General features: G+C 73.8%; 27 protein-coding genes and 1 riboswitch. Of the genes, 15 read left to right on the forward strand and 12 right to left on the reverse strand.

Annotated features, from left to right (window positions below):
- Positions 1-134: 134 nt before the first annotated feature.
- The 6 genes from ACMT9T_RS11635 (at position 135) to ACMT9T_RS11660 (ending at position 5679) form a co-directional block, all read left to right on the forward strand.
- Complete coding sequence (locus tag ACMT9T_RS11635) at positions 135-1220, forward strand: ABC transporter permease (protein WP_414745677.1); 1086 nt, start codon at positions 135-137, stop codon at positions 1218-1220.
- Positions 1217-1936 carry an ABC transporter ATP-binding protein gene (locus ACMT9T_RS11640; RefSeq protein ID WP_414745678.1) on the forward strand — a complete coding sequence of 240 codons (720 nt, stop codon included), beginning with the start codon at positions 1217-1219 and terminating at the stop codon, positions 1934-1936. The genes ACMT9T_RS11635 and ACMT9T_RS11640 overlap by 4 nt, the downstream gene beginning before the upstream one ends.
- A gap of 72 nt (positions 1937-2008) precedes the next feature.
- A complete protein-coding gene (locus tag ACMT9T_RS11645) occupies positions 2009-2419 on the forward strand; it encodes a BlaI/MecI/CopY family transcriptional regulator (RefSeq protein ID WP_414745679.1) in 411 nt (136 codons plus the stop codon).
- 36 nt (positions 2420-2455) lie between these two features.
- The gene (locus ACMT9T_RS11650) at positions 2456-3352 is read left to right on the forward strand and encodes a M56 family metallopeptidase (protein WP_414745680.1); all 897 of its coding nucleotides are present in this window, start codon (positions 2456-2458) and stop codon (positions 3350-3352) included.
- Positions 3353-3418: 66 nt separating this feature from the next.
- Positions 3419-4174, forward strand: coding sequence for an ABC transporter ATP-binding protein (locus tag ACMT9T_RS11655; protein ID WP_414745681.1), 756 nt, complete (start codon positions 3419-3421; stop codon positions 4172-4174).
- Between the two features lie 179 nt (positions 4175-4353).
- A complete protein-coding gene (locus tag ACMT9T_RS11660; RefSeq protein WP_414745682.1) occupies positions 4354-5679 on the forward strand; it encodes a hypothetical protein in 1326 nt (441 codons plus the stop codon).
- 123 nt (positions 5680-5802) lie between these two features.
- On the opposite strand, the gene ACMT9T_RS11665 is transcribed toward ACMT9T_RS11660, so the two are convergent.
- From ACMT9T_RS11665 to ACMT9T_RS11680, 4 genes are read right to left on the reverse strand one after another with little or no spacing between them, the layout of a single operon-like run.
- Positions 5803-6618 (reverse strand): class I SAM-dependent methyltransferase, encoded by an 816-nt coding sequence (locus tag ACMT9T_RS11665; protein ID WP_414745683.1) that lies wholly within the window; start codon positions 6616-6618, stop codon positions 5803-5805.
- Complete coding sequence (locus ACMT9T_RS11670) at positions 6615-7424, reverse strand: ABC transporter ATP-binding protein (RefSeq protein WP_414745684.1); 810 nt, start codon at positions 7422-7424, stop codon at positions 6615-6617. The genes ACMT9T_RS11665 and ACMT9T_RS11670 overlap by 4 nt, the downstream gene beginning before the upstream one ends.
- Complete coding sequence (locus tag ACMT9T_RS11675) at positions 7421-8443, reverse strand: ABC transporter substrate-binding protein (RefSeq protein WP_414745685.1); 1023 nt, start codon at positions 8441-8443, stop codon at positions 7421-7423. Before ACMT9T_RS11675 ends, ACMT9T_RS11670 begins: the two co-directional genes overlap by 4 nt.
- A gap of 60 nt (positions 8444-8503) precedes the next feature.
- Complete coding sequence (locus ACMT9T_RS11680) at positions 8504-9625, reverse strand: FecCD family ABC transporter permease (RefSeq protein WP_414745686.1); 1122 nt, start codon at positions 9623-9625, stop codon at positions 8504-8506.
- A 223-nt stretch (positions 9626-9848) separates the two neighbouring features.
- Here ACMT9T_RS11680 and ACMT9T_RS11685 point away from each other — a divergent pair, with 223 nt between their 5' ends.
- The 8 genes from ACMT9T_RS11685 (at position 9849) to ACMT9T_RS11720 (ending at position 16494) form a co-directional block, all read left to right on the forward strand.
- The gene (locus ACMT9T_RS11685; protein WP_414745687.1) at positions 9849-10985 is read left to right on the forward strand and encodes an AI-2E family transporter; all 1137 of its coding nucleotides are present in this window, start codon (positions 9849-9851) and stop codon (positions 10983-10985) included.
- A 61-nt stretch (positions 10986-11046) separates the two neighbouring features.
- A complete protein-coding gene (gene glpX, locus ACMT9T_RS11690) occupies positions 11047-12033 on the forward strand; it encodes a class II fructose-bisphosphatase (protein ID WP_414745688.1) in 987 nt (328 codons plus the stop codon).
- Positions 12034-12055: 22 nt separating this feature from the next.
- On the forward strand, positions 12056-12961 hold the full coding sequence (locus tag ACMT9T_RS11695; RefSeq protein WP_414745689.1) for an alpha/beta hydrolase fold domain-containing protein: 906 nt from the start codon (positions 12056-12058) through the stop codon (positions 12959-12961).
- Positions 12962-13070: 109 nt separating this feature from the next.
- A complete protein-coding gene (locus ACMT9T_RS11700) occupies positions 13071-14429 on the forward strand; it encodes an ABC transporter substrate-binding protein (protein ID WP_414745690.1) in 1359 nt (452 codons plus the stop codon).
- 51 nt (positions 14430-14480) lie between these two features.
- Positions 14481-14545, forward strand: a riboswitch (guanidine-III (ykkC-III) riboswitch).
- A gap of 10 nt (positions 14546-14555) precedes the next feature.
- Positions 14556-14879, forward strand: a complete 324-nt coding sequence (locus tag ACMT9T_RS11705; protein ID WP_086515469.1) for a DMT family transporter — start codon at positions 14556-14558, stop codon at positions 14877-14879.
- 99 nt (positions 14880-14978) lie between these two features.
- A complete protein-coding gene (locus ACMT9T_RS11710) occupies positions 14979-15227 on the forward strand; it encodes a helix-turn-helix domain-containing protein (RefSeq protein ID WP_414745691.1) in 249 nt (82 codons plus the stop codon).
- Positions 15220-15396 (forward strand): hypothetical protein, encoded by a 177-nt coding sequence (locus ACMT9T_RS11715; protein WP_414745692.1) that lies wholly within the window; start codon positions 15220-15222, stop codon positions 15394-15396. The genes ACMT9T_RS11710 and ACMT9T_RS11715 overlap by 8 nt, the downstream gene beginning before the upstream one ends.
- A 258-nt stretch (positions 15397-15654) precedes the next feature.
- Positions 15655-16494: a type II toxin-antitoxin system HipA family toxin gene (locus ACMT9T_RS11720; protein WP_414745693.1), complete on the forward strand. Its 840-nt coding sequence runs from the start codon at positions 15655-15657 to the stop codon at positions 16492-16494.
- A 1-nt stretch (position 16495) separates the two neighbouring features.
- Here the strand turns inward: ACMT9T_RS11720 and ACMT9T_RS11725 are convergent, their stop codons facing one another.
- The 3 genes from ACMT9T_RS11725 to ACMT9T_RS11735 form a co-directional block, all read right to left on the reverse strand.
- Complete coding sequence (locus ACMT9T_RS11725; RefSeq protein WP_414745694.1) at positions 16496-17479, reverse strand: carbohydrate ABC transporter permease; 984 nt, start codon at positions 17477-17479, stop codon at positions 16496-16498.
- Positions 17479-18444 (reverse strand): carbohydrate ABC transporter permease, encoded by a 966-nt coding sequence (locus tag ACMT9T_RS11730; protein ID WP_414745695.1) that lies wholly within the window; start codon positions 18442-18444, stop codon positions 17479-17481. Before ACMT9T_RS11730 ends, ACMT9T_RS11725 begins: the two co-directional genes overlap by 1 nt.
- A 174-nt stretch (positions 18445-18618) precedes the next feature.
- Complete coding sequence (locus tag ACMT9T_RS11735) at positions 18619-19728, reverse strand: ice-binding family protein (protein ID WP_414745696.1); 1110 nt, start codon at positions 19726-19728, stop codon at positions 18619-18621.
- A 99-nt stretch (positions 19729-19827) separates the two neighbouring features.
- Here ACMT9T_RS11735 and ACMT9T_RS11740 point away from each other — a divergent pair, with 99 nt between their 5' ends.
- Entirely contained in the window at positions 19828-20250 is a 423-nt protein-coding gene (locus ACMT9T_RS11740; RefSeq protein ID WP_414745697.1) for a GNAT family N-acetyltransferase, read from the forward strand.
- 6 nt (positions 20251-20256) lie between these two features.
- Here the strand turns inward: ACMT9T_RS11740 and ACMT9T_RS11745 are convergent, their stop codons facing one another.
- The 5 genes from ACMT9T_RS11745 to ACMT9T_RS11765 all read right to left on the reverse strand — a co-directional run bounded on the left by ACMT9T_RS11745 (position 20257) and on the right by ACMT9T_RS11765 (position 25009).
- A complete protein-coding gene (locus ACMT9T_RS11745; RefSeq protein WP_414745698.1) occupies positions 20257-21828 on the reverse strand; it encodes an ABC-F family ATP-binding cassette domain-containing protein in 1572 nt (523 codons plus the stop codon).
- Between the two features lie 303 nt (positions 21829-22131).
- Positions 22132-22770 carry a hypothetical protein gene (locus ACMT9T_RS11750; RefSeq protein ID WP_414745699.1) on the reverse strand — a complete coding sequence of 213 codons (639 nt, stop codon included), beginning with the start codon at positions 22768-22770 and terminating at the stop codon, positions 22132-22134.
- Positions 22771-22773: 3 nt separating this feature from the next.
- Positions 22774-23742 carry a hypothetical protein gene (locus tag ACMT9T_RS11755; protein WP_414745700.1) on the reverse strand — a complete coding sequence of 323 codons (969 nt, stop codon included), beginning with the start codon at positions 23740-23742 and terminating at the stop codon, positions 22774-22776.
- A gap of 86 nt (positions 23743-23828) precedes the next feature.
- A complete protein-coding gene (locus ACMT9T_RS11760) occupies positions 23829-24632 on the reverse strand; it encodes a nitroreductase family protein (RefSeq protein ID WP_414745701.1) in 804 nt (267 codons plus the stop codon).
- A complete protein-coding gene (locus ACMT9T_RS11765; RefSeq protein WP_414745702.1) occupies positions 24566-25009 on the reverse strand; it encodes a hypothetical protein in 444 nt (147 codons plus the stop codon). The genes ACMT9T_RS11760 and ACMT9T_RS11765 overlap by 67 nt, the downstream gene beginning before the upstream one ends.
- Between the last annotated feature and the right edge of the window lie 12 nt (positions 25010-25021).

Here is a 25021-nt window from a genome sequence, read left to right on the forward strand (position 1 = left end):
ACGGGCGCCGGGCGGGGAGCGGATCAATCGGAAGTTCGATCCGGGGACCGTACTCCTCCCCGATGGATCCGCGGCGCGCCCCGGCGAGGCTGATCCCGGCCGTCGGGAGGGACCCGGCGCCGGAAGGGTCCATCGTGTTCGTCGCGTGGCGTGATCTCCGATTCGCCCGGGGGAGGTTCGTGCTCATCGGCGCGGTCGTCGCCCTCATCACCCTGCTCGTGGGGTTCCTCGCCGGGCTCACCGGCGGGCTCGCGGAGCAGGACGTCTCCGCCGTCCTCGGCCTGCCGGGGGACCGGCTCGTGCTCGCGCAGCCGTCCTCGGGGCAGCCGTCGCTCGCGCAGTCGTCGCTCGACGACGCCACGGTCGCCGCCTGGCGGGGCACCGCGGGCGTCACGGCGGTCACGTCGGTCGGCATCGTCCAGGGTCGGGCCACCGCCGCGGGCGACGCGGCGTCCGCGGTCGCGGTCGCGCTGTTCGGGGTGCCGCACGGCGCCCCGGCGTCGACCGTCACCGACCTCGCGCCCACCGCGGACGACGCGGTCGGCCTGTCCTCGGCCGCCGCGCGCTCGCTGCACGCGACCGTCGGCGACCGGATCACCGTGGCCGGCACCGACTACCGCGTCGCGTCGATCGGCGGCGACGCCTCGTACAGCCACACGCCCGTCGTCGCGCTGACCCCGGACGCGTGGGCGGCGGCCGACCAGCGGCTCGGCGGCGACGGCGAGGCGACCGTCCTGGCCGTCTCCGGATCCCCCGACTGGGACGCCGCCGCGGCCGCCACTGGCACGTCCGCCTCCCCGGCGCTGGCGAGCCTCGGCGCGCTGGAGACCTTCAAGTCGGAGGTCGGGTCGCTCGCGCTGATGATCGCGATGCTGTTCGGCGTCTCCGCGCTCGTGGTCGGCGCCTTCTTCACCGTCTGGACCATGCAGCGGGCCGGCGACATCGCCGTGCTGAAGGCGCTCGGAGCGTCCGACGCGTCCCTCATCCGCGACGCGCTCGGGCAGGCGCTCGTCGTGCTGGTGCTCGGGATCGGCGTGGGGATCGCCGTGGTCGCCGGCCTCGGCGCCCTCGCGAGCGGCACCATCCCGTTCCTGCTCAGCCCGCTCACCACCCTCCTGCCGGCCGCCGTCATGGCCGTCCTCGGGCTCGGCGGCGCCGCCGTCGCGCTCCGCACCGTCACCCACGCCGACCCCCTCACCGCACTCGGGAGCAACCGATGATCCACCTCGACGACGTCACCCTCACCTTCCCCGACGGGGGCGCCCGTCTCACCGCGGTCGACCGCGTCTCGCTCACCGCACCCGCAGGGGTCGTCACCGGGATCACGGGGCCGTCGGGCTCCGGGAAGTCGTCGATCCTCGCGGTCGCGGCCACGCTGATCCGCCCCGACTCCGGCCGCGTGGTGATCGGCGACGTCGACGCCGCGACCCTCAGCAGGCGGGACGCGGCGGCGCTGCGGCGGGAGAGCGTCGGGATCGTGTTCCAGCAGTCGAACCTCGTGCCGTCACTGACCGCGCGCGAGCAGCTGCTCGTGATGGTGGAGCTCGGCGGCGGCGGATCCGCACGGCGGCGCGCCATCCGCGCCCGCGCCGACGAGCTCCTCGACGCCGTGGGCCTCGCCGCCCATGCCGGCAAGCGCCCCGCGCAGCTCTCCGGCGGGCAGCGTCAGCGCGTCGCGATCGCCCGCGCGCTGGTCCACGGTCCGTCCGTGCTCCTCGTGGACGAGCCCACGAGCGCCCTCGACCAGGAGCGCGGCGCGGAGATCATGGACCTCGTCGCCCGCCTCACCCACGAGCAGGGCACGGCGACCCTGCTCGTGACCCACGACCTGGTGCACCGCGCCGCGCTCGACCGGCTCGTGACGGTGGTGGACGGGCGGGTCACGGGCATCGACGCGGGCGCGCCGGCTCAGGACGCGGCGCTCACCTCGCGATGAGCCGCTGGATCTCGCCGCCAGCGCCCACGCTGATCGCGTGCTCCACCCGCACGTCCTGCTACCTTCTGTCGCATGACGTCGTCCGGAGCCCGCGGTCTCGCCGCGAGCTTCGGGCCGCTCGAGTACGAGATCCTCGAGGCGCTCTGGAGGATCGGTGAGTCCAACGTCGCGGAGTGCGTCGACGAGCTCCCGGGCCGACAGGCGTACTCCACGGTGAAGACCGTGATGGAGCGCATGGTCGACAAGGGCCACCTCACGCGCACGAAGAGCGGACGGGCGTTCCGATACTCGACGACAGCCACTCGCGAGGAGATGACGCGCCTGGCCGCGACGAGGTCGAGCCGGGACCTGCTCGCCGGCTTCGGGAGCGTCGCGGTGAGCAGCTTCGTCGATCAGATCGATCCCGCATCGCCGGAGTTCGACGAGCTCGTCGCGAGGTTGCAGGCGGTGGTCGACCGAACCGGTGGAGCGGATCGCTCGTGATCGGGAGCGGGGACTGATCGCCGCATGGAGATCGCGATGATCGGATACCCGGAGGTGGTCCTCGCCCTGTGGGGTCCGCTCCTCGTGCGGGCGGCCTGGCTCGTCTGGCGCAGGACGGGGGCGTCGCGCGCCACGCCGAGGAGCCGGGCGCATGTCGCGACCGCCGTCTCGGTGGCGCCCCTGCTCGCCTTCCTCGTCCCCTTCGATCCGAGCACGCCGCTGCGCGTCCTGGTCCCCTGGCGCATGCCGCTCGCCTACGGGATCTCCGACGCTCCGCCGTCCGACGCGCTGCATTCGCTCGCCGGGTTCCTCCTGATGCTGCTCACCGTGGTGCCCCTCGCCTCCATCGTCGCGTCCTTCGCCATCGGGGCGGTGGAGCTGCTGGTGTCGGAGCGTCGGCTCGCGCGCGCGGTGGTGGGGCGTCGCGGTCGCATCCGCGTCCTGTCCGAGCGGCACGCGACCGGACCGTGCGTCTCGGGGCTCCTGTTCCCCCGCATCCACGCGAGCGTCTCCGTCCTCGATGGTCCCGACGTCGACGTCGTGCTCGCGCATGAGGGATCCCATCAGCGACACCGTCATCCCCTCCTTCGGTTCGTGAGCTCCTGCGCCCTCCGTGCCTGGTGGTGGATCCCCGGAGGCCGCTCGATCCGGGAGGACCTCGTCGCCGCAACCGAGGAATGGGCGGATGCCGACGCGCGGCGGAGCGTCGGCGACCATCGCGTGGCCAGCGCGCTCCTGTCGGCCCTGCGGAGGAGCGGCTCCCCGACGGGTCGCGGCCCGGTCGGCGTGGCCGGGATGGTCGGGAGCGCCGGAGTGCTCGAGAGGCGCATCCAGGCGCTCGCCGATCCTGTCCGGGACGCGTCGGCGCTCCGTCAGCTGGCTGCGGGCATCGGCATCTCCGGCGTCCTCGTGGTGTTCGTGATCCTGTTCTGACCCGGGCAGCTGCTACGTTCTGTAGCAGTTGCGGGCGACCTCCGATCAGCCCGGGAAGGCGGGACCATGTCCGGTGGGATCAGTGCGAGTCAAGACGCGTCGCTCACAGGGCCGCCGCCGGATCTCGTCATCGAGACCCGCGGTCTCTCGCGGCGGTTCGGGAGGTCGACGGTGGTGCAGGGCGTGGGCCTCGCTGTCCGTCCTGGAACCGTCTACGGACTGCTCGGCCCGAACGGCGCGGGCAAGAGCACGACGATCAAGATGATCCTCGGATTGCTGAAGCCCAGCGCCGGCGGCATCGACCTCTTCGGCGAGCCCTGGAGCCGACGGTCGCTGGGACGGCTCGGTGCGAGCGTAGACGGGCCGAGCCTCTTCGAGCACCTCTCGGCCGCGCAGAACCTCCAGGTCCATGCCCACCTGCTGGGACTCGACGGCGGCGGAGTGGACACAGCACTCGACCTGGTCGGGCTGGCCTCCACGGGCCGGAAGGCGGTGCGGAACTTCTCCCTGGGGATGAAGAGCAGGCTCGCCCTCGGCATCTCGTTGTTGGGCGAACCGGAGCTCGTCATCGCCGACGAGCCGCAGAACGGCCTCGACCCCGAGGGCATCGCCGACACGCGACGGCTCCTCCGGTGCATCGCGGACTCCGGTCGGACTGTCGTCCTGTCGAGCCACGTCCTCGCCGAGGTCGCCGCCGTCGCGGACGACGTGGGTGTCATGGTGGGAGGACGGCTCGTGCACCAGGGGCCGCTCCACGAGGTGGCCCCGGATGGCGACCTCGAGCGTCAGTACTTCCGGCTCACCGCCGCCGCGGGACGATGAGCGCCGTGCTCCCGATGGCGCGGGTCCTGCGCGCCGAGAAAGCCCGCTGGCGTCGTGACGTGTCGGCGCGCATCCCGTGGGCCGGGCTCGTCGTGGGGGGAGGGCTAGGCCTTCTGTCGTCCGGAGCGTCCGTCTCCCCGGGGTGGACGGCCGTCCTCGCGTGGCTGAATCCGTGGGCGGTGTTCGTCGGTCCGATGCTGGCCGTGCTCGTGGTGGCCGTCTCCCAGTCCGGAGACCGCGCCTGCCGGGGCGGGGGCACGTGGTGGCGCCCGGTGGCCCGGTGGCAGATGGATGCGGCGAAGTCGGCCGTCTCCGCGCTCTCCATCCTCATGACGACGCTCGGTGCCGTCGTGGGGGTCCTGGCCGTCGGAGCGACGCACGAGGACATCGCCACGATCCCCTGGGTGCGGGTCGCCGCCGTGGCGGCGACCCTGTGGGCGGGCTCGGTGAGCGTCGCGGCGGTCATCGTGCGCGTTGGCCGCCGTCTCGGCCTGCTGGCGTCGCTGGGCATCGGAGCGGTGTGGTGCGTCGTCGGTGCGCTGGCCGCGGAGTCTCCCTTCGCGTTCGCCGTGCCGCCCGCGTGGGCGGTCCGGGCGACGATCCCGCTCTTCGGGACCCATTCCAACGGGATCACGCTGACACCCGGGTCGCCGCTGGCGCAGATCGACCCCGTCCCCTGGTCCCTGGCTTGCCTCGGATTCGCCGTTCTCGTCGTGACCGTCCGCCGCCGTGAGGTCAGCCTCCCGAGGGTGGATCGCCTCGCCGCCCCGGCTGCCGTCGTGCGCGCGGAGGACGAAGCTCCTCGCGTGGCGCCTTCGCTCCGCTCCGACGCCCGGCACCCGCGTCGGGCCGGGCGGGAGCCGTCCTCGCGGAGCGTCACGCGGGCGACCCTCGTCGCCCTGCGACGGACTCCGCTGTGGATCGTGCCGCTGGTCGCCACCGCGTCCATCCTCCTGATGACGCGCTGGCAGCCCCCGGCGCGCGTGCTCCAGGTGGTGCCGCTCGCCGTCGTCCCCGTGGTGGCATCGGTCGCCCCGCTGATCGTGTGGGGTCGGCTGCGACCCGCCTGGCGAGCGATCGCGACGAGGCCCGTCGCCCTCGTCCGGCCGGCGCTGGCCGCGGCCACCCTCATGGTGCTCGTCACCTCCTGCTCGGTCGTCGTGCCGCTCCTGGTCCTCGGCGCCGTCGGGGTCGACCCGGCACGTGTGCGGGTGCTCGTCGTGATGTGCGTCCTGACCGGCGTCACGTGGACATGCGTCCAGCTGGTGCTGACGATCGCCGCGGGGCGCGTCGTGGCGACGGCCGCGGGCATCATCGGGACGTTCGTCTCCCTGTTGATCGGCGGCAGCGTCCTGGCGGACCGCTTCTGGCGGTGGGATCCGTGGTCGTGGGGAGGGCTCACCGACCCATCGCGGATCGCCTTCGCCGTCCCGGTGATGATCGCGACCACGGCCCTGAGCTGCTTCGCGCTCGGTCGCGTGGTCCGGAGGGTGGCGGCGAGGTGATCGATCCGCCGATGGACATCGGGTCGACGACGACGACGGAGGCGGCGTCCTGGTCTTCCGCGCCGGCTGGCGTCGGGCGCGGGTCTCGAGTTCCTGACGGACGCGTGACCCGCGCCTGCGTGCTCAGTCCGTCCCGCGCACCGCGTACAGCACCACGTCGTCGAGGTAGCGCCAGAGCGTGCCCGTCTCCGGAAAGCCCGCGCTGCGGAGCGACTCCAGGTGGAAGCCGAGGGTGACCTTCGGGGGCGCGATGTGGAGCTCCTCGCCCCAGACCTCGTCGCGGCGGGCGAGCGCGTCGGCGTAGCGCGGGGTGTCGGCGACGGCCTGCCACCACGCGTCCCAGGTGTCGACGCCGCCGGGCGCGAAGGCCGCGTCCTGCACCTCGCGGTCGTCGGCGAGGGAGATGTGCGCGAGCGTCGGCTCCTGGTGCGCGTCGTAGGCGAGGTGGTCGCCGTTCAGCACGATGCCGCCGGGCCGCACGAGCGCAGGCAGCCGGCGGTACACGTCGACGAGCGCGGCCGGCTGCAGCCAGTGCAGGGCGGTGGAGGAGACGACCGCGTCGAAGCCGCCCCGGGCGATGAGCGGGTGATCCGCCCAGCCGTCGTGCGCGAGGTCCACCTCCGCGATCTCCAGGCGCGGCTCGCCCAGCGCGAGATCGGCGGCGATGGCGAGCAGCGCCGGGTCCTTGTCGGCGACGACGGCGGTCGCGCCCGGGATCGCGGCGAGGATCTCCAGCGCGAGGGATCCGGTGCCGCCCGCGAGGTCGAGGATCCGCGGCGCGTCGACGCCCGCGGCCACGTGCCGCACGACGCGCGCGATGGTCGCGAACCGCTCGGCCCGGTGGCGGATGTAGCCGGTCTGCTGCGCGTCCCAGCGGGCGGCGAGGGAGCGGGCGTCCGCGAGGGCGGAGTCAGCGGGCGCGGGGATGGTGTCGGTCATGGTCGGTTCCTCTCGAGGGGGATGGTCGCGCCGAGCGGGTCGCCCGGCGCGGGGAGGGCGAAGCGGAGGTGGGGGTGCCCGTCGGCGCCCGGGATCACGGTGGTGCGCACGCCGTAGACCGCGTCGAGCAGCTCGGGGCGGAGCACGTCGCTCGGGCTTCCGGCGCCGGCCACGCGCCCGCGGTCGAGCACGACGATGTGGTCGCAGCAGGCGGCGGCCACCTCGAGGTCGTGCAGCACGACGACCACGGTCGGGGCGATGCGCCGCATCAGCCCCACGACCTCGAGCCGGTGCCGGATGTCGAGGTGGTTCGTGGGCTCGTCGAGCAGCACGTGCCCCGCGCCCTGGGCGAGCGCGCGGGCGAGGGCGACGCGCTGGAGCTCGCCGCCCGAGAGGGTCGCGAGCCGGTCGGCGGCCAGGTGCGCGAGGCCGACGGCGTCGAGGGCGTCGGCGATCCGGGCGTCCCGCGGGGATCCGCCCGCCCGCAGCACGCCGTGCTCAGCGAGGCCGCCGAGCGCGACCTCGTCGGCCACGGTGAGGGACTCGTCGGGATCCTGGCGCTGGCCGACCTCCGCGATCCGGCGGGCGATCCACCGGCGCGAGCGCGTGCGCACGTCCTCGCCGTCGACCGTCACGCGGCCGCCCGCGAGCGGCACCGCGCGCACGAGCGCCCGCAGCAGCGTGGTCTTGCCGCCGCCGTTCGGGCCGACGATGCCGGTCACGGATCCGGTCGGCGCCTCGAACGAGACGTCGTCGAGCAGGACGCGCCCGCCCGCGACCACGCGCACGCGCTCGGCGCGGATCACGGCAGGGCGGCCAGGAGCCCCGCGAGCTCGGCCGGGCCCTTCACGGACAGCATGCTCGGCGGATCCGTGAACGGGAACCGCAGCGCCACCACGCGCCCGTCGCGCACGGCCGAGAGCCCCGAGACGCCGGGCGCCCCGCGGAACGCCGCGATCGCGTCCTCGGGCGAGCCGCTGGAGTAGAGGAGCACGACGGTGCGCGGATCCCGGGCGACGATGTCCTCCACGTTCGCGTCGAACACGCGCTCGTCGGAGTCGGCGTAGACGTTCTGGAGGCCGGCCGCCCGGAAGACCGGCGTCACCATGCTCGGGCCGCCGTAGGGCGAGAGCACGTTGCCGCCGGAGGAGACGTAGAGCGCGGCGGCCGTGCCGGCGTCCGGCGCGGGATCCGCGAGGCCGGCCTCCGCGTCGGCGATCGCCTGCTCCGCACGTTCACCCGCGCCGAGCACCGCGCCGAGTGAGCGCAGCTCGTCCCAGACGCGGTCGAAGGTGGCCGTGGTGCGGAGCTCGGGGGCGGGATCCGCGCAGTACGCGCTCGGCGTGTACAGCGGGATGCCGCTGGCCGCGAGGGCGGCGCGGTCGACGGCCTTCTCCGGCGCGATCACGAGGTCGGGCCGCATGCCGATGAGGCTCTCCTGCGACACCACGGATCCACCGGTCGCGTTCGTCTCGGTCGACAGCACGTCGGCCTTCGCGAGCGTGTCGTAGGTCGCCGGGTCGTAGAGGTCGGGCTGCAGGGAGCCGGTCATCGCGACGACGCGGTCGACCGCGCCGAGCGCCTCCAGGTTCGGGATCTCGTCGGCGTTCACGAGCACGATGCGCTGCGGCGGCGCCGCGAGGGTCACGGGCGAGCCGCAGTTCGTGATCGTGAGGGGGAAGGAGGTGCCGGCGGTCGGATCCTGGTCGCCGGGGGCGCTGGCGGGCGCGGGCGCGCAGGCGGCGAGCCCGGCGAGGAGCGCGGCGGAGGCGAGGGCGGCGAACGGGCGGCGGAGCGGGCGCCGGGGCGCGGGGGATCTGGTCATGGGGCTTCCTGGGTCGGGCGTCGAAGGGGGAGAGGGGTGGATGGAGGACGGATCGGCGGCTCAGGCCGCGCGTATCCCGCCGCGGCGGAGGAGGACGAGGAGGAAGGGCGCGCCGAGGATCCCGGTGACGACGCCGACCGGGATCTCCTGCGGCGCGAGGGCCGTGCGCGCGACCGTGTCGGCGCCGACGAGCAGCATCGCGCCGAGCAGGGCGGCCGCCGGGATCACGAGGCGGTGGCGCCCGCCGACGAGTCGCCGGGCGAGGTGCGGCACCACGAGGCCGACGAACCCGACGCCGCCCACGCCCGCGACGATCACGCCGACCATCGCGGAGACGCCCACCATGAGCCCGATCCGCGCGCGCTCGGGATCGAGGCCGGCGGAGCGCGCGGAGTCGTCGCCCGAGGCCAGCGCGTCCACGAGCGGCGCCACCACGACGAGCGCCGTGAGGCCGACCGCGGCCGCGACGGCCGCGCCCGCGAGGGCGAGCGGCTGCACGCTGGCGAGGGATCCGAGCAGCCAGAACAGCACGGACCGCGCGGCCTCGGGGGAGTCGCTCGAGAACACGAGGAAGCTCGTCGCGGCGTTGAGCGCGTACCCGACGGCGAGCCCGGCGAGCACCAGGCGCAGCGGACCGCGACGGTCGGCGGCGCCCGCGAGCAGGGTCACGAGCAGCACGGCGCCGATCGCGCCCGCGAGCGCCGCGCCGGAGAAGAGGAGCGCGCTGCCGCCGCCGGCCACGAGCACGACGAAGGCGACGCCCGTGGACGCGCCCGAGTTGAGGCCGAGGAGGTACGGATCCGCGAGGGCGTTCCGCACGAGCGCCTGGAGGAGGGCTCCCGCGGCCGCGAGCACGGCGCCCGCGACGACGGCCATCGCGACCCGCGGCGCCCGCGTGCCGACGACGATCTGCGCGGCCGAGTCCGACCAGTCGCCGCGCGGGAGGCCGAGCAGGCGCTCGCCGAGGATCCCCGCGACTGCGGACGGCGGCAGCGGCACGGGTCCGATCGCGAGCGCGGCGACGACGACCAGCGCGAGGAGGAGCGCCAGCACGCCGATCGTCGTGCGGCCCCGGCGGCGCGCCCGGCGGAGGGCGGCGGTGACGGCGTCAGCCGGGGCCGGGGCCGCGGTCGTGGGCGCGGCCGGCGCGGCGGTGTCGGGGCGCTCGACGAGCGGATCCATCGGGCGTCCTCCTGTTGTCGAGAATGATTCTCACATGCCGGGCGCATCCCATCCGACCCCTGGGGACGCCGCCCACGGATCCCCCACAGCGACACGGAGGATCCTCATGCACACGCATCAGGCGACGTCGCCCGCGCCTCCGTCGGGTCCGGCCATGATGGGCGCCGGGCTCACCTCGCATCGAGGGATCGTCCTCCTCGCGCATCGAGATCGGAGCACCGCCATGTCCCACGACGTCGAGCCCTCGCCGGGCACGCCCGCCGCACCCGCCCCGCACGCCGACCGCGCGGCCGCGCGCGGCGTCACCCCCGGGGTCCTGCTCGCGGCCGAGTGGTCGTGGCGCCTGGTCATCATCGGCATCGCGGTGGCCGCCGCGGTGTGGATCCTCGTCTCCCTCAAGGAGGTGGTCATCCCGTTCCTCATCGGCCTCCTCATCTGCGCGCTGCTGCAGCCGCTCGTCGCGGCCCTGCGGAAGCGCGGCTGGCCGGCGTGGGTCGCCATCACGTCCACGCTGCTCGCGACCGCGGTCGTCATCGGCGGGCTCGTGCTGCTGCTCGTCACGCAGATCCACACGGGCATCCCCACGCTGCAGCGCGAGGCCATGGCGCGCTTCGAGGACGTGCGCGACCTCCTCGCGCAGCCGCCCTTCAACGTGGTGCCGGCCGACTACGACGCGCTGCTCGCGTCCTCCGGCAAGGCGCTCGAGAACAGCCGCGAGGCCCTGCTCACCGGCGCGCTCGACGCGGGGCTCGGCGTCGGCCACCTCGTCACGGGCGCCCTGCTCGCGTTCTTCACCATCGTCATCGTGCTCATCGACGGGCGCGGCATCTGGCGCTTCGTCGTCTCCGTCTTCCCGCGGCGCGCGCGTCCGGCCATCGACGGCGCGGGCCGCGCGGGCTGGGGCACGCTCTCCGCGTTCACGCGCGTGCAGATCTTCGTGGCGGCGGGCAACGCCGTCGGCATCGGCATCGCGGCGTGGATCCTCGGGCTCCCGCTCGCGATCCCCATCGCCGTGCTCGTCTTCCTCGCGTCCTTCATCCCGGTCGTGGGCGCCATCGTGTCGGGCGCGTTCGCGGTCGTCATCGCGCTCGTGTTCGTGGGGCCGCTGCAGGCCGTCATCATGCTGGCCGCGGTCATCGGCGTGCACCTGCTCGAGTCGCACGTGCTGCAGCCGCTCGTCATGGGCGGGGCCGTGCACGTGCACCCGCTCGCGGTCGTGCTCGCGGTGGCCGCGGGATCGTACGTGGGCGGCGTCGCCGGCGCCCTGTTCGCGGTGCCCTTCGTCGCCACGCTCAACGTGATGGTGCGGTACATCGCCGGCGGCAGCTGGAAGGCCCGCACCCCCGCCGTAGGATCGTGAGCGACGCACCTGCGGAGTCGACGGAGCCGCCCGCGCACGTCTCTACCGGGAGGACCCCACCATGACCGAGGAGAACTACTCGAATCCGGATCGCAACCTCGGGATGGAGCTCGTCCGAGCCACCGAGGCCGCGGCCATCCGCTCCGCCCCCTTCATCGGCAAGGGCGACAAGAACGCCGCCGACGGCGCCGCGGTCGACGCGATGCGCAAGTTCCTCGGCACCGTCGCCTTCGACGGCCTCGTCGTCATCGGCGAGGGCGAGAAGGACGAGGCGCCGATGCTCTTCAACGGCGAGCACGTCGGCAACGGCTTCGGCCCCGCGTGCGACATCGCGGTGGATCCCATCGACGGCACGAGCCTCACCGCCGCCGGCCGCATGAACGCCCTCTCCGTCATCGCGGTGAGCGACCGCGGCAGCATGTTCGACCCGTCGGCCGTCTTCTACATGGACAAGCTCGTCACGGGCCCCGAGGGCCGCGGCGTCGTCGACCTCGACCGCCCCATCGGCGACAACATCCGCGCGCTGGCCGACGCCAAGGGCCTCGCGGTCGAGGACATGCAGGTCGCCGTGCTCGACCGGCCCCGGCACGCCGACCTCATCGCGCAGATCCGCGCGGCCGGCGCCTCCACCCGCCTCCTGCTCGACGGCGACGTCGCGGGCGGCATCAACGCGGCCCGCCCCGACTCGCGCATCGACATGTGCGTCGGCATCGGCGGCACCCCCGAGGGCATCATCACGGCGTGCGCCATCAAGGCGCTCGGCGGCGTGCTCCTCTCGCGCCTCTCCCCCAAGGACGACGCGGAGAAGCAGCGGGCCATCGACGCGGGCCACGACCTCGACCGGATCCTCGACCAGGACGACCTCGTCACGGGCGACAACGCGTACTTCGTCGCGACCGGCGTCACCGACGGCGCCCTCGTCGCGGGCGTCACGCGCCACCGCGGCATGATCCGCACCTCGAGCATCGTGCTCCGCTCGCACTCGGGCACCATCCGCCGCGTCGAGGCCGACCACCTCGTCTCCAAGTGGTACAGCCCCGTCAGCTGACCGGATCCGCTCCTCCGCCGCCATGACGCGCACCCGCCGCAGCCTCCTCTCCCGCCTCGCCCCGCCGGTGATCGGGCTGCTCGGCGGGCAGGGCGAGTTCGCGTCGCCCGCCCGCACCATGTCGCGCGCCGGGCGGCGGGTGCTCCGCCCGGGCACGTTCGCGCCGCCGCCGTTCCTCCGCGGCGTGCGCGTGACGGCCCGGGTCGAGGGCGGCTGGCACGTCTACGAGGTCGCGCCCGCGGGTCCCGCCACCCGCCGCCGCGCCCTCTACGCGCACGGCGGCGGGTGGACCCACGAGATCTCGCCCTTCCACTGGTGGCTGGTCGCCGGCCTCGCGCGTCGCACCGGCACGCGGTTCACGGTGCCCATCTACCCGCTGGTCCCGAGCGGCACGGCGGCCGACGTCGTCGCCCGCACGGCGGACCTCGCGGAGGCGCTCGTCGCGGAGGTCGGCGCGGAGGACGTGACGCTCATGGGCGACTCGGCGGGCGGCCAGATCGTGCTGTCGGCGGCCATGGCGCTCCGCGACCGCGGCGTGCCCGCGCCGCGCGACGTCGTGCTCCTCTCGCCCGCGCTCGACCTGTCGTTCACGGATCCGCTCATCGCCCGGATCCAGCCGACCGACCCGTGGCTCGCGGTCGACGGCATGCGCGCCGCCGTCGAGTCGTGGCGCGGCGACCTGCCGGTGGAGGATCCGCGCGTGAGCCCGCTGCACGGATCGCTCGCCGGGCTCGGCCGCATCACGGTGTTCACGGGCACGCACGACATCCTCTTCGCCGATGCGCGCGCCCTCGAGCGGAAGGCCGCGGCGGCGGGGCACCCCGTGCGGATCCACGTGGAGCCGAACCTCCTGCACGTGTACGCGCTCATGCCCATCCCCGAGGGCTCCCGCGCGCGCGACGCGATGGTGGGCCTGCTGCTCGCCTGACGCGCGCCGCCGGCGTCGCCGCCCCGCCCCGCGCCCCGGATCGCCGCGGGAGAAGCGGCGTACGTTCGAGGAGCGGGCGACGAGGCCCGGTGCTCTCGGAGGGATCCACATGACCAGGACACACAGGACGCTCGCGGTCGTCGCGGCGGCCGCCACGGCCACGCTGCTGGCGGGATGCGGATCCGGCGGCTCCGGCGCGGCCGACGCCTCCTTCACGACGGAGGCCACGGGCACCCTGAAGGCCTGGGCCTTCGACGGCGCGGACGACGTGGGGAAGGCCCGCCTCCAGCACGCGGCCGACGCGCTCTCCGACGTGGACGTGGAACTCGACTCCACCGCGTTCGACGCGCAGAAGTTCACGACCCGCGTCGCCAGCGGCCAGACCCCCGACGTCGTGCAGATGGACCGCCAGTTCGTGGCGACCTACGCGGCGCAGGACCTGATCCTGCCGCTCGACGAGTGCTACTCCGCGAACGACGTGGATCCCGCGGAGCGCTTCTACGAGTCCGTCACCAACGACATCCGGTACGACGACCACATCTGGGCCGTGCCGCAGTTCTTCCAGCCGCCGGCGATCCTCCTCAACGAGCGCGTGCTCGGCGCGGCCGGCGTCACGGCCGACCAGTTCGACACCTCGAAGCCCGACCAGCTGCTGGATGCGGTCGGCAAGGTCTACCGGGAGTCCGGCGGGGATCCGGCCGTGCTCGGCCTCGACGCCGTGCCCACCAGCCAGGCCGCGCTCTGGATGCTCGGCTTCGGCGGCCAGCTCGTCGACGCCGAGGGGAAGCCCACGCTCGACGACGCCTCCAACCTCTCCGGCCTCGAGTTCCTGAAGCGCCTGTCCGACGCGCAGGGCGGCTACGCCAAGGGCAAGAGCTTCACCGACGCGTTCGACACCTTCGGCGACGGCAACCAGTTCGTGAAGGACCAGGTCGGCGCGCAGATCGACGCGCAGTGGTACCTCAACGTGGTCGCGCCGTACCGGGACGCGATCGACATCTCGGCCGTGCCCTTCCGCGACAGCGCGGGCCAGCCGTTCGCCGTGGCCGGCGGATCCGCGTTCGTGATCCCCGCGGGGGCGAAGAACAAGGACGCCGCGTGCGCGTGGATGCTCGACCTCACCAGCCAGGAGTCGTGGGAGGCCGCGGGCGACGTGCGCGCCGCGACCGTGACCGAGAAGGGCGGCATCAACACGGGCCTCTTCACGGGATCCCCGGCCGCCGACCAGGCCATCCGCGACGCCCACGTGGTGCCGAGCGGCGACGACGGGATCGACCAGGCCATCGCGACGTTCTACGACGTGGTGGCGGAGGGCCGGTCGATCGGCGGGTCGCCGGCGGGGCAGCAGATCCAGAGCGAGCTGCAGAACGCGGTCGCCTCGACGCTCCTCGGCGACAAGACGCCCGAGCAGGCGCTCGCCGACGCGCAGACCGCGGCGATGCGGGCCTACGAGCAGGCGGCGCGCTGATCCGGCGCTGATCTGCACATGCCGTGACCAGGGCGCCCGGGTACGGTGAGGACCGGGCGCCCTCCCGCGCTCCCGGACGAGGGATCAGTACCCGGAACGCGACAAGACTGGCCAGCTGGAGAAGCCATGTCGTGGATCGTCCTCATCGTGTCCGGGGTGCTCGAGGCCGTCTGGGCCACCGCCCTCGGGAAGTCCGCCGGGTTCACCAAGCTCGGGCCGTCGATCGTCTTCGGCGTCGCCGTCGTGCTGAGCATGGTCGGGCTCGCGTACGCGATGCGCGAGATCAGCACGGGCACCGCGTACGCCGTGTGGGTCGGCATCGGCGCGGCGCTCACCGTGACCTACGCGATCGTCACGGGCGAGGAGCCCGCGAGCGTCGTGAAGGTCCTGCTGCTGCTCGGCCTCGTCGGCTGCGTGGTGGGCCTCAAGGTCGTGGACACCGGGAGCTGACGCGCGTCAGGCCGCCGCGTGATGTGGGGATATCCCCACATCGCGTGCATGTGAGTATTTGCTCACATCAACTCCATGTGGGGATATGCTCACATCACCATGCCGAGCCACGAGATCCGCAAGTACTCCGACCTCGGAGAGGCGATCAAGCACGTCCGCCTCGGCCGCGGGATGACCCAGTCGGACCTCGCCGAGAGGCTCGGCTTCGAGCGGTTCTACGTACGAGAGCTGGAGTCGGGCGCACGGCCTCCGCTGTTCGTCACGCGGCTCTTCCGCGTGCTGCGGGTGCTCCGGATCCGGGTCACCGTCAGCTACGAGCTCGACGAGACGGAGCGGGGCGATGGCTGAGGCGCTCGTGGTGCGACTCCACGGTGCGGACCTCGGTCGCGTGGAACGCGGCAGCCGGATCGAGCGGATCCGATTCTTCGTCAGCCCCGAGGGCGCCCCGAAGGATGTCCGTCTGACCGAGGCGTTCGCGACGCTCGCGGGTGCGGAGGTGCGGAGCGATCTGGCCTAGAGCCTCTTCGGCGGCTACACCCCCGAGGGGAACCAGCGTCGGGCGTTGGCGGAGCGGCACTCCTTCGACCCGCGTGACCTCTACGCGACGCTGGAGCAGTTCGGATCGTCCATCGCCGGTGCGGTGACCTTCCACGGGGCAGCCGAACCACGGCCCTCATCTGCGGCTTTCGAGTCCCTGAGTCCGTCTGACCTGGGCAGGTTGCTGCGGAGGGCGGTTGCGGACGGAGATCTCGCCGTGCGTGACGACAGCAGGTCCATGATCCAGGGCTTCCAACCCAAGGTCCTGCTCACCCGGTTCACCGAGGACGGGCCATGGCTGCAGCCGCACGGTGGCGCCCACTCGACGCACATCATCAAGCCGCAGCTCCCCTCCCGACCCAGCGCCATCCACGATGAGCACTACAGCCATCAGCTCACCCGAGAGCCCGGCCTGTCGAGGTTCGACAGCTCCATCGGCATGGCCGGATCCATTCCCTACCTCGCGATCGAGCGCTTCGACCGGCGCGTCTCGGGAGAGGCGATCGAGCTGCTCCATCAGGAGGACATGGCACAGGCGCTCAGCCTCGACTGGGTCGACGACCAGGCGAAGTTCCAGGATCCGCGTGAACCCGCCTCGACTCGGCGTCCGTCAGCTCTGCGCATCGCCGAGGCAGCGGCGAGCCTCGACGAGGACGCGGTCGAGCTGTGGATCCGCCAGCTGACATACCGCATCCTCATCGGCGACAACGACGGTCACGCCAAGAACATCGGCATCATCCATCTCCCCGGCAGGGACACGCTGTCCGACGTCTACGACGCGGTTCCCAACCTGTACCAGCCGGAGCGCGTCGACTGGAACCTGCCGCTCGCGGTCCATGGCCGGTTCGACCATCGGCGCATGAGCGTCGAGCGGATCGTGCGCGAGGCGGACTCGTGGCGGGTGACGAGTCGGCGACGGATAGAGGATGTCGTCCAGGACATGATCGAGCGGTTCGCGCGAGCGCTGGACGCGATCGACGCGTCGCCGGAGACGACGCCGGGCATGCGGGAAGGTCTGGAGTGGAACGTCGCACGCCTTCTCGCAGGCGACGAGATATCGGAGCCCCGTCGAAGCTGATTCAGCCCTTCCGCCCCTGCGTCGCGATGCCCTCCACGAAGTAGCGCTGGCCGAACGCGAACAGCAGCAGCATCGGCAGCGTGACGAGCAGCGCCGCGACCATCACGAGCTGGTAGTCGCCCTGCCCGCCGTTCGTGGGGCTGAACGCGGTCATCGCGTACGAGAGCCCGAGCGGCACCGTGAAGCCCTCGACGCTGCCGGCGTTCAAGTAGATGAGCGACGCCTGCAGGTTGTTCCAGCTGGCCTGGAACTCGAAGATGAAGATGATGACGAACGACGGGATCGACAGCGGCAGCGCGATCCGCCGGAACATCCCGAAGTAGCTCGCCCCGTCGAGCCGCGCCGCCTCGAAGAGCTCCCGCGGCAGGCCGAGGAAGAACTGGCGCTGCAGGAAGATGTAGAAGGCCGAGCCGAACAGGTTCATGCCGAACAGCGGGATCCACGTGCCGATGAGGCCGAGGTTCTTCCAGATGAGGAACTGCGGCACCATCGTGACGGCGCCGGGCAGCATCATCGTCGCGAGCACGAGGCCGAACAGGATCCTCCGCCCCGGGAACCGGAAGTACGCGAAGCCGAACGCCACGAGCGCGCTGGAGATCGACACGAGCGCCGCGGAGATGAGCGCGATCGCGAGGCTGTTCCCCATCCAGCCGAGGAGCGGCAGCTGCTCCCACACCTCGACGTAGTTCTGCGGCGTGAAGGTGCGCGGCCACAGCGCGTTGTCGAAGACCTCGCCGCGCGGCTTGAGGCTCGCGGCGAGCAGCCACGCGAACGGGTAGAGGAACAGGAGCGCGAAGCCGACCAGCAGCACCGTGATGAGGGCGCGGCCGATGCGGGAGCGGACCCGGCGGGTGCGGTCGGGGTCGGCGCCGCGGCGCGACTGATCCCGCGACGGCAGCGGCGTGAGGGCGGCGGCGAGGCGCGGATCCCCGGTGGCGGCGGCGGGCGTCGCCGCCGCGTCCGGCGTGCGGTCGGTGACGGCCATCAGCGGTCCCCCTCGTAGTAGACGAACCGGTTGCTGAGCTTGACCTGGATCAGCGTGATGACCAGCACGATCACGAACAGCAGCCACGCCATCGCGGCCGCGAACCCGAAGTCGAACGACCGGAACGCCTGCTGGAACAGGTAGACGCCGTAGAACAGCGACGAGTCGGGGGAGGCATTCGTCTGGTCGCGCCAGAACAGCAGGTACGCCTGGTCGAAGACCTGCAGCGCGGCGATGGTGAGCACGACGACGTTGAAGAAGATGGCGCCCGAGATCATCGGCACGGTGATGGCGAAGAACTGCCGCACGGGTCCGGCGCCGTCGAGCGCGGAGACCTCGTAGAGCTCCCGCGGCACGTCCTTGAGGGCGGCGAGGAAGATCACCATCGTGCCGCTCACGCCCCACAGCGTCATGAGCACGATCGACGGCTTCACCCAGGCGGGGTCGATGAGCCACTGCGGGCCGTCGATGCCGATCGCCTCGAGCCCCTCGTTGACCGCGCCCGTGTTGCCGTTGAGCAGCAGCAGGAAGACGCTCGCGGTGGCGACCGTCGGGGTCATCTTCGGCAGGTAGTAGAGGGTGCGGAAGATGCCGGCGGCGCGGCCGAGGCGGGCGAGGAGGATCGCGAGCAGGAGCGCGAGGCACACCTCGAACGGCACGGCGAGGATCGCGTAGAAGAGGGTGTTGCCGAGGCTGAGGGCCACGCGCGGATCCGAGAAGAGGCGCTCGTAGTTCTCCGTGCCCACCGGGGTCGCGATGTCGGTGGCGAGGTTGTAGTCGCTGAACGACACCACGAGGCTGTAGACCATCGCGCCGAGCGTGAAGACGAGGAAGCCGATGATCCACGGGCTGATGAAGAGGTAGCCGGCGACGGCCTCGCGGCGGGCCATGCGGGAGCGGCGGGGACGCGGCGGCCGCTCGGCGGTGGCGGAGGCGCTGCGCGGCGGGCGGCTCGTCGTGGTCATTCGGGTCCTCGTCGACTCGGGAGGGAGCGACGTCGCTCCTCGTGCCGACCCTACAACCGCTTCTCCTCGGCGTCCGAGGCGGGATCCGGCGCCTGTCCGGCGGGCGTCCGCGGTGCGTCCGGACGCACGGACGCCCGCGCTCGGGGAGCGCGGGCGTCCGGTCGTGCGGGGGTGTCAGCGGCGTCGGCGGCGGGTGCGGACGGCGATGACCGCGACGACGCCGGCCGCGAGGGCCGCCGCGCCGAGGGCGAGCTCGATGACGAGGCGCGCGCCGTCGCCGCCCGTGCGCGGGAGGTGTCCGCTCGGGGGCGGCACGTCGCCGGGGGGCGTGGTGGACGACGGGACGCCGGAGGTGGGCGTGGGCGACGGGGTGGGCGTGGATCCGCCGGTGCCGCCGCCGGTTCCGCCGCCGGTTCCGCCCCCGGTGCCGCCGCCGGGCGTCGGCGTCGGGGCCGGCGTGGCCGACGGCGCCGGGGTGGGCGTGACCACGGGCGTGGTGCCCGAGCCGATGGGCGACGTGCTGGCGCCGCAGGTGGAGGCGACGAACGCGTCGTCGTCGAGCGTGACGGCGCCGTTGCGGGCGAGCGCGCGGCCGTCGACCGTGGCACCCGTGCCGACGGAGATGGAGGTGAGCGCCAGGATCGTGCCGGCGAAGCCCGAGTTCGTGCCGAGGCTGGCCGAGCTCGAGACCTGCCAGAACACGTTGCAGGCCTGGGCGCCGTTGACGAGCGACACCCGGCTGCTCGAGCCCGTGGTGAGCGTGGAGGGGGCCTGGATCACGAAGACCGCTGCCGGGTCGCCCTGCGCGTCGAGCGTGACCGTGCCCGTGAGGCCGAGCGGGCCGCCAGCCGTGTAGACGCCCGGCGTGAGCGTGGCCCCGACGAGGTCCGCGGGGGCGGCCGCGGTGGTGGGGCGGCCCGCGGCGTCGACGTACGCGGTGGTGAGGTCGGACTGCGCCTGGCCGGCCGCGGCGTCGGCCGCGTGGGTGGCGCCGCCGACGACGCCGGGCGGGAAGCCGCTGACCGCGGCGTTCGGGCTCGTGCCGAGATCCGCCGCGAGGGTGCTGGGGCCGGTGTTGGTGACGCCCTGGCCGGCGAGCACCGAGTACGAGGCGGCGGTGCCGAGGCCGACCGTGGCCGTGGCGGCGAAGGCGCTGGCCGGGGCGAGGAGGGCGGCGCCGAGACCGCCGGTGGCGATGGCGGCGACGGCGAGGGAGGCGACCGCGAGGGAGCCGGATCGGGTCCGGCGGGACGAGGACGTGCGGGCATGGCGCGACTGGTGCATGGACTGCTCTCGTCGGAGGGGAGTGCGGGTGGAACCGCGACCGTATCGAGGGCCGGTCATCGCCCGTGCGCCGCGTGCACAGGCGGTTACGGTGTGGGGGTGACCCTCCTCGCCGACGAGATCCCCGCCCGCGACGAGCTGCTCGACCTCTACGGATCCGTCGGCTGGACCGTCTACACGGACGACCCGGAGCGGCTCGAGCGGGCGCTCGCCGGATCCGCCCTCGTCGCCACGGCGCGCGACGACGACGGATGGCTCGTCGGCCTCGTGCGCGCCGTGGGCGACGGCGCGACGATCTGCTACGTGCAGGACCTCCTCGTGCGCCCCGACCGGCAGCGCGGCGGCGTCGGCCGCGCCCTCCTCGAGCACGTGCGCGCGAGCCAGGCCGACGGCGTCCTGCTCGTGCTCACCACCGACGCGAGCGGCACGGAGGACGGCGACCGCTCGCACCCCTTCTACCGCTCGCTCGGCTTCGCGCCCCATGCGGAGCAGGGGCTCGCGGCGTTCTCGCGGCGGGTCTGACGGCGGTCAGGCGAGCTCGATCCGATCGTCGAGGGCGAGGCGGTCGAGCAGGCTCCCGTCGTGGCTGACGACCACGAGCGCGCCCCGGTAGGCCCGGAGCGCCTCGACGAGGCGGTCGGCGCTCGCCATGTCGAGGTCGTTGGTCGGCTCGTCGAGCACGAGGAGCTGCGGCGGCGGATCCGCCAACAGCAGCCCCGCGAGCGCCACCCGGAAGCGCTCACCGCCGGAGAGCGTCGCGGCCTCCCGGTCGACGGCGTCGCCGCGGATCAGGAAGCGCGCCAGCTTGTTGCGCAGCTCGCGCGGCGGCGCATCGGCGGCGGCCCGGCGCACGTTCTCCAGCACCGTCAGGTCGTCGTCGAGCCCGTCTCGGCCCTGCGGCAGGTAGGCGATCCGGTCCGTGAGCGCCTCGGCGCCGGTGTCGGGCAGCGGGTGCTCGCGTGCGTCGGGCACCCCGACGAGCTGCGCGAGCAGCGTCGACTTGCCCACGCCGTTCGCGCCCGTCACGGCGACGCGCTCCGGTCCCTGCACCACGCGGGTCCGGCCCCGGACCGTGATCTCGGCGACGCGACGGGATGCCGGCAGCCCGGGATCCGCCAGGTCGAGCCGCAGGGGGGTGTCCGAGCGGAGGTGCGCCTCGGCCTCAGCGACCGCGTCCTCGGCCTGCCGCTCCGCGTCGGCGTGCGCCCGGCGGAGGCGCCCCGCCGTGCCCTCCGCCTGCTTCCGACGCTCGTTCGCTGCCATCCGGGGCATCGACTCGCCCGCCCGGGCGCCGGCCTTCGCGCGCCGGGCGATGGACGTCTCCGCCTCGATCCGCTGGCGGCGCTCGGCACGGTGCGCCTGCTCGGCCGTGCGGATCCGCCGCTCGGCCGCGGCCTGCTCGCCGGCCACGCGCTCCTCGTGCGCACGGTAGGTGCCGCCGGTCACGACGATCCGGCCGTCGCGGAGCTCGGCCACCTCGTCCACGTGCTCGAGCAGCTCGCGGTCGTGGCTCACGACGACGAGGGCGCCGCGCCAGCCGTCGACGAGGTCGAGCAGGATCCCGCGCGCCCGGCCGTCGAGGCTGTTGGTCGGCTCGTCGAGGATGGCGACGGGTCGCCCGCGGAGGCGCACGCCGCTGATCGCGACGAGCACGGCCTGCCCGCCGGAGAGCGTGGCGACGGGTCGGTCGAGGTCGTCCTCGGCGAGCCCGACGTCGCGGAGCGCAGCGGCCGCGCGCGCCTCGACGTCCCACTCGTCCCCGAGCGCGTCGAAGTGCGCCGGGTCGGGGTCGCCGTCGAGGATCGCGTGGTACGCGCGGAGCCGGGCGCGCACGCCGAGGAGGTCGGCGACGGTGTCATCGGGGCCCGTGCGGAGGCGCTGCGGCAGGTGGTCGACCGGCCCGCTGGTGACGACGGATCCGGACGCGGGCGCGAGCTCGCCGACGACGAGACGGACGAGCGTGGACTTGCCGGCGCCGTTGCGACCGACGAGGCCGGTCGTGCCGGGGCCGAAGCGCGCGGAGGCGGAGTCGAGCACTACGGAGCCGTCCGGCCAGGCGAAGGTGCAGCGGTCGAGCGTGATGGATGGTGCGGTGGGCATGGGCCCTCCCCGGTGGATCGATGCGGGTGCACGACGACCACGGGATCCGCGGTCGCGGACGGCGCGGCTCGCGACGGCGGGCGGGCGCGAAGGGTCGTCAGTGCGTGAGCAGCTGCTGCGCGACGGGCGCAGTACCGGGGATGAGGCGCATCGATCCGACTTCCATGCGGGGAGCCCCCGTTCCCGCGAGCGGACGGACCGGCCGGTGTGTCGGCCGCACCGGAGGCGTCGGGTCGCGACGGGGTACGCCTGGCAACCTACGCGGTGGGGCGGCGACAGGGCAAGGGGCGTCGCGGCCCCGGGTCAGCGGAGCTGGGCGCGGGCGCGCTGCGGGTCCTCGATCAGCCGGATCGTGTCGGGGATGTCGAGGCGCCCCGGGAAGTTGAGGTGCGTGAAGCGGCCGTCGGGGTCGTAGGACGCCGTGGGCGCCTGGATGCGGGAGCCGCGGACGGCCGCGATGAGGGCCTCGGCGCGTTCGGGCGTGATGGTCGTGGTGGGGCCGATCGCGAGGACGACGCGGAAGCGCCCGCCGCCGGCGAGGTCGAGGCGGAGGGTCACGGGATCGCGGCGGGGTCGCCTGCGGGGCTTGTCGTAGCGGGACGGAGGCGTGTCCACCGCCAGCTCGGCGCGCGCGCCGACCAGGTCGGTGACGGGGCGCTCCCTCCCGCGCACGCGGATCAGGCCGCGAGACGCGTGGACGTCGAGAGCGGGCGTGAGCAGCGTGACGACGAGGAGGACGAGCGCCACGGCGAGGGCGTATCCGAGCGCGACCGTCGCGATGACCGTGATCCACCCGCCGCCGATGCCCTCCTCGAGTCGTCGGCCGAGGGTGCCGAGCGGATTCGACCCCACGTAGACCACGACGACGACCCAGATGCCGCCGATCAGCAGCCGCTGGCGGTACGTGGGCGCCGGGATCCGCACCCAGCCGTCGTCCGCCATGCGTCAGCTGCCGTCGGCGGGGCGGGCGGGCTCGGAGGGCTCGGCGTCCTCTGCGGATCCGTCGCGCTCGGCCTCCGCCCGGGCTGCGTCGGCGGCGGCGCGCTGCTCGGCCGCGCGGCGGGCGTCGCGGCGGATGATGACGATCATGATGACGCCGCCAGCCAGGAAGAAGAGGGCGAGCCCGACCACGGGGGTCTCCGTGCGCCCGAACAGCGCCGTCGGGTGCCGCGCCGCGACCACCGCGAAGAAGACGCCCATCGCGGTCACGAACCCGGCGACGGTGTACTGCGCCCGCATCGAGATCGGGTTCCGGCTGGGCGTGCCCGCGGGGCGGACGTTCCGCGCGCCCGACCCCTGCCCGCGCTGCCCGCGCGCGGCGGTCGGCTCCGCGACACCGCTGCCGTCCACGAGCGCCGTGGTGTCCTCCCGCGTCAGGTGGCCGGGGAACTCGACGTGCGCGAACTTCCCGTGCGGGTCGTCCTTCGAGCGGGGCGGCGCGATGCGGGATCCGGCGACGAGGGCCAGGAGCGCGTCGCGCTGCGCGTCGTCGACGCGCACGCCCTCGCGCGTGGAGACGACGACGCCGCAGCTCTCGCCGCCGGTCGTCGTGAGGCGCAGGATCAGGGTGTCGTCGCCCGGGCCGCCCGCGAGCTCGATGCGCGCGCCGGTGACCTCCGAGAAGCCCCACTCCTTGCGGCCGATGCGGAGGAGCTGGCGCGCGACGTCGATCGCGGGCGGCTGGGTGCGCTCGGCGACGACGAGGTAGGCGATGCCGACCACGGCCGCGACCAGGAGGATCGGCAGGCCCACGGAGATGAGCGGCGACGAGCCGACCGCCCTCTCGACGAGACGGATCACGCCGCCGACGGGCGACCAGAGCAGGATCCCGGCGAGGGCGAGCGACGCCGCGGTGAGGAGCCAGCGCTGCCGCGTGCTCGGGGACGGGATGCGCACCCACGCGCCGCTGGCCATGCTCCGACCCTACGGGCGCGGATCCGCGTCGCCGGTCCGATCGCCGCGCGCCCGCGCCCCCAGAACGAGGCGCGCGAGCGGACGGATCAGCTCGGCGCTGGCCCGTCCCACCCCTCCTGCGGGGTGTCGCACGTGCCGCGGAACACGTACTGCGACGGGCGCTTGCGCTCGCGGCTCGACCAGTCGATCGCGGGGCGGCGAGCCTCCGGCGGCAGGTAGCCGAGCCGGTACACGGCCATGAGCTGCAGCTCCGGCGGCACGCGCAGCAGCTCCTCGACGCGGGACCACTGCTCGTGGATCTCCATGGGGAACGAGATGAACTGGATCCCCATGCCGATGGCCCCCGTGGTCAGCCAGACGTTCTCCATCGCGGCGCCCATCGAGAACGTCGAGTAGAAGGACGCGAGGGACTCGGGCCGCTCCTCGGCGCGGTCGAGCATCACGCCGATGAGCAGCGGGCTGCCCGCGACGAGCTTGCGGTTCTCGCGGCCGAGCGTCTGCGGGACCCGCAGCGCGTTCATGAGGCCCTGCCCGCGCGGCGTGAACGCCTGCTTCGTGAAGGGCCGCAGCGGCGCGGGCAGCTTGTCGAAGAGCATGCCGTCGCGGCGCGCGTCCATCTCCTCCTGCGTGAAGCGGAAGTGGTGCTTGTAGCGCTCGAAGAAGGTGCCGTTCGACATCGTCTCGGTCATGCTCTCGCCGCTGATGTCGGCGATCCGCTCGATGGTGTCGCGCTCCTCGATCAGCACGAAGCGCCACGGCTGGCTGTTGAGCTGCGAGGGCGCGCGGCCGGCGACCTCCATGAGGAGCCGCTGGTGCTCCTCGCTCACGGGATCGGGGAGGAAGGCCCCGTTGGTGGTCTTCCGGGCGCGCAGGACGTCGAGGAACTCCATGGGTCTCTCCAGGTGGCGAGGGTGCCCCAGGCGTACCAGGGCGCGGCGGTCAGGGCGACGGCGGGGTGCCGCCGGGTGCGGGTGCCCGCGGCGGGGAGCGCGGCGAGCGGGATCAGGGCGGGGGCGAGCCGGAGGGCGGCGCGGCGGGCGGTGGCGCGGCCGGGCGCGGGTGCCCACAGCGCGGCGCCCAGGGCGACCGCGGTGAGGGCGCTCGTGAGCACGTACGCGCGGTGGTGGAGGCGGAGCTCGGGGCGGGGCGGCAGGATCCGGGTGGCCGCGCCGATCCCGATGGCGCAGTTCACGAGGTACGCGGCGCTCGCCGCGGCGAAGGCGATGCGCGTCGCGGGCGATCCGGCGCGGGTTCGGCTCCTGCTCATCGCTGTCGACGC

The sequence above is a fragment of the Clavibacter vidaverae genome (assembly GCF_047529985.1).
Lineage (GTDB): Bacteria > Actinomycetota > Actinomycetes > Actinomycetales > Microbacteriaceae > Clavibacter > Clavibacter nebraskensis_A.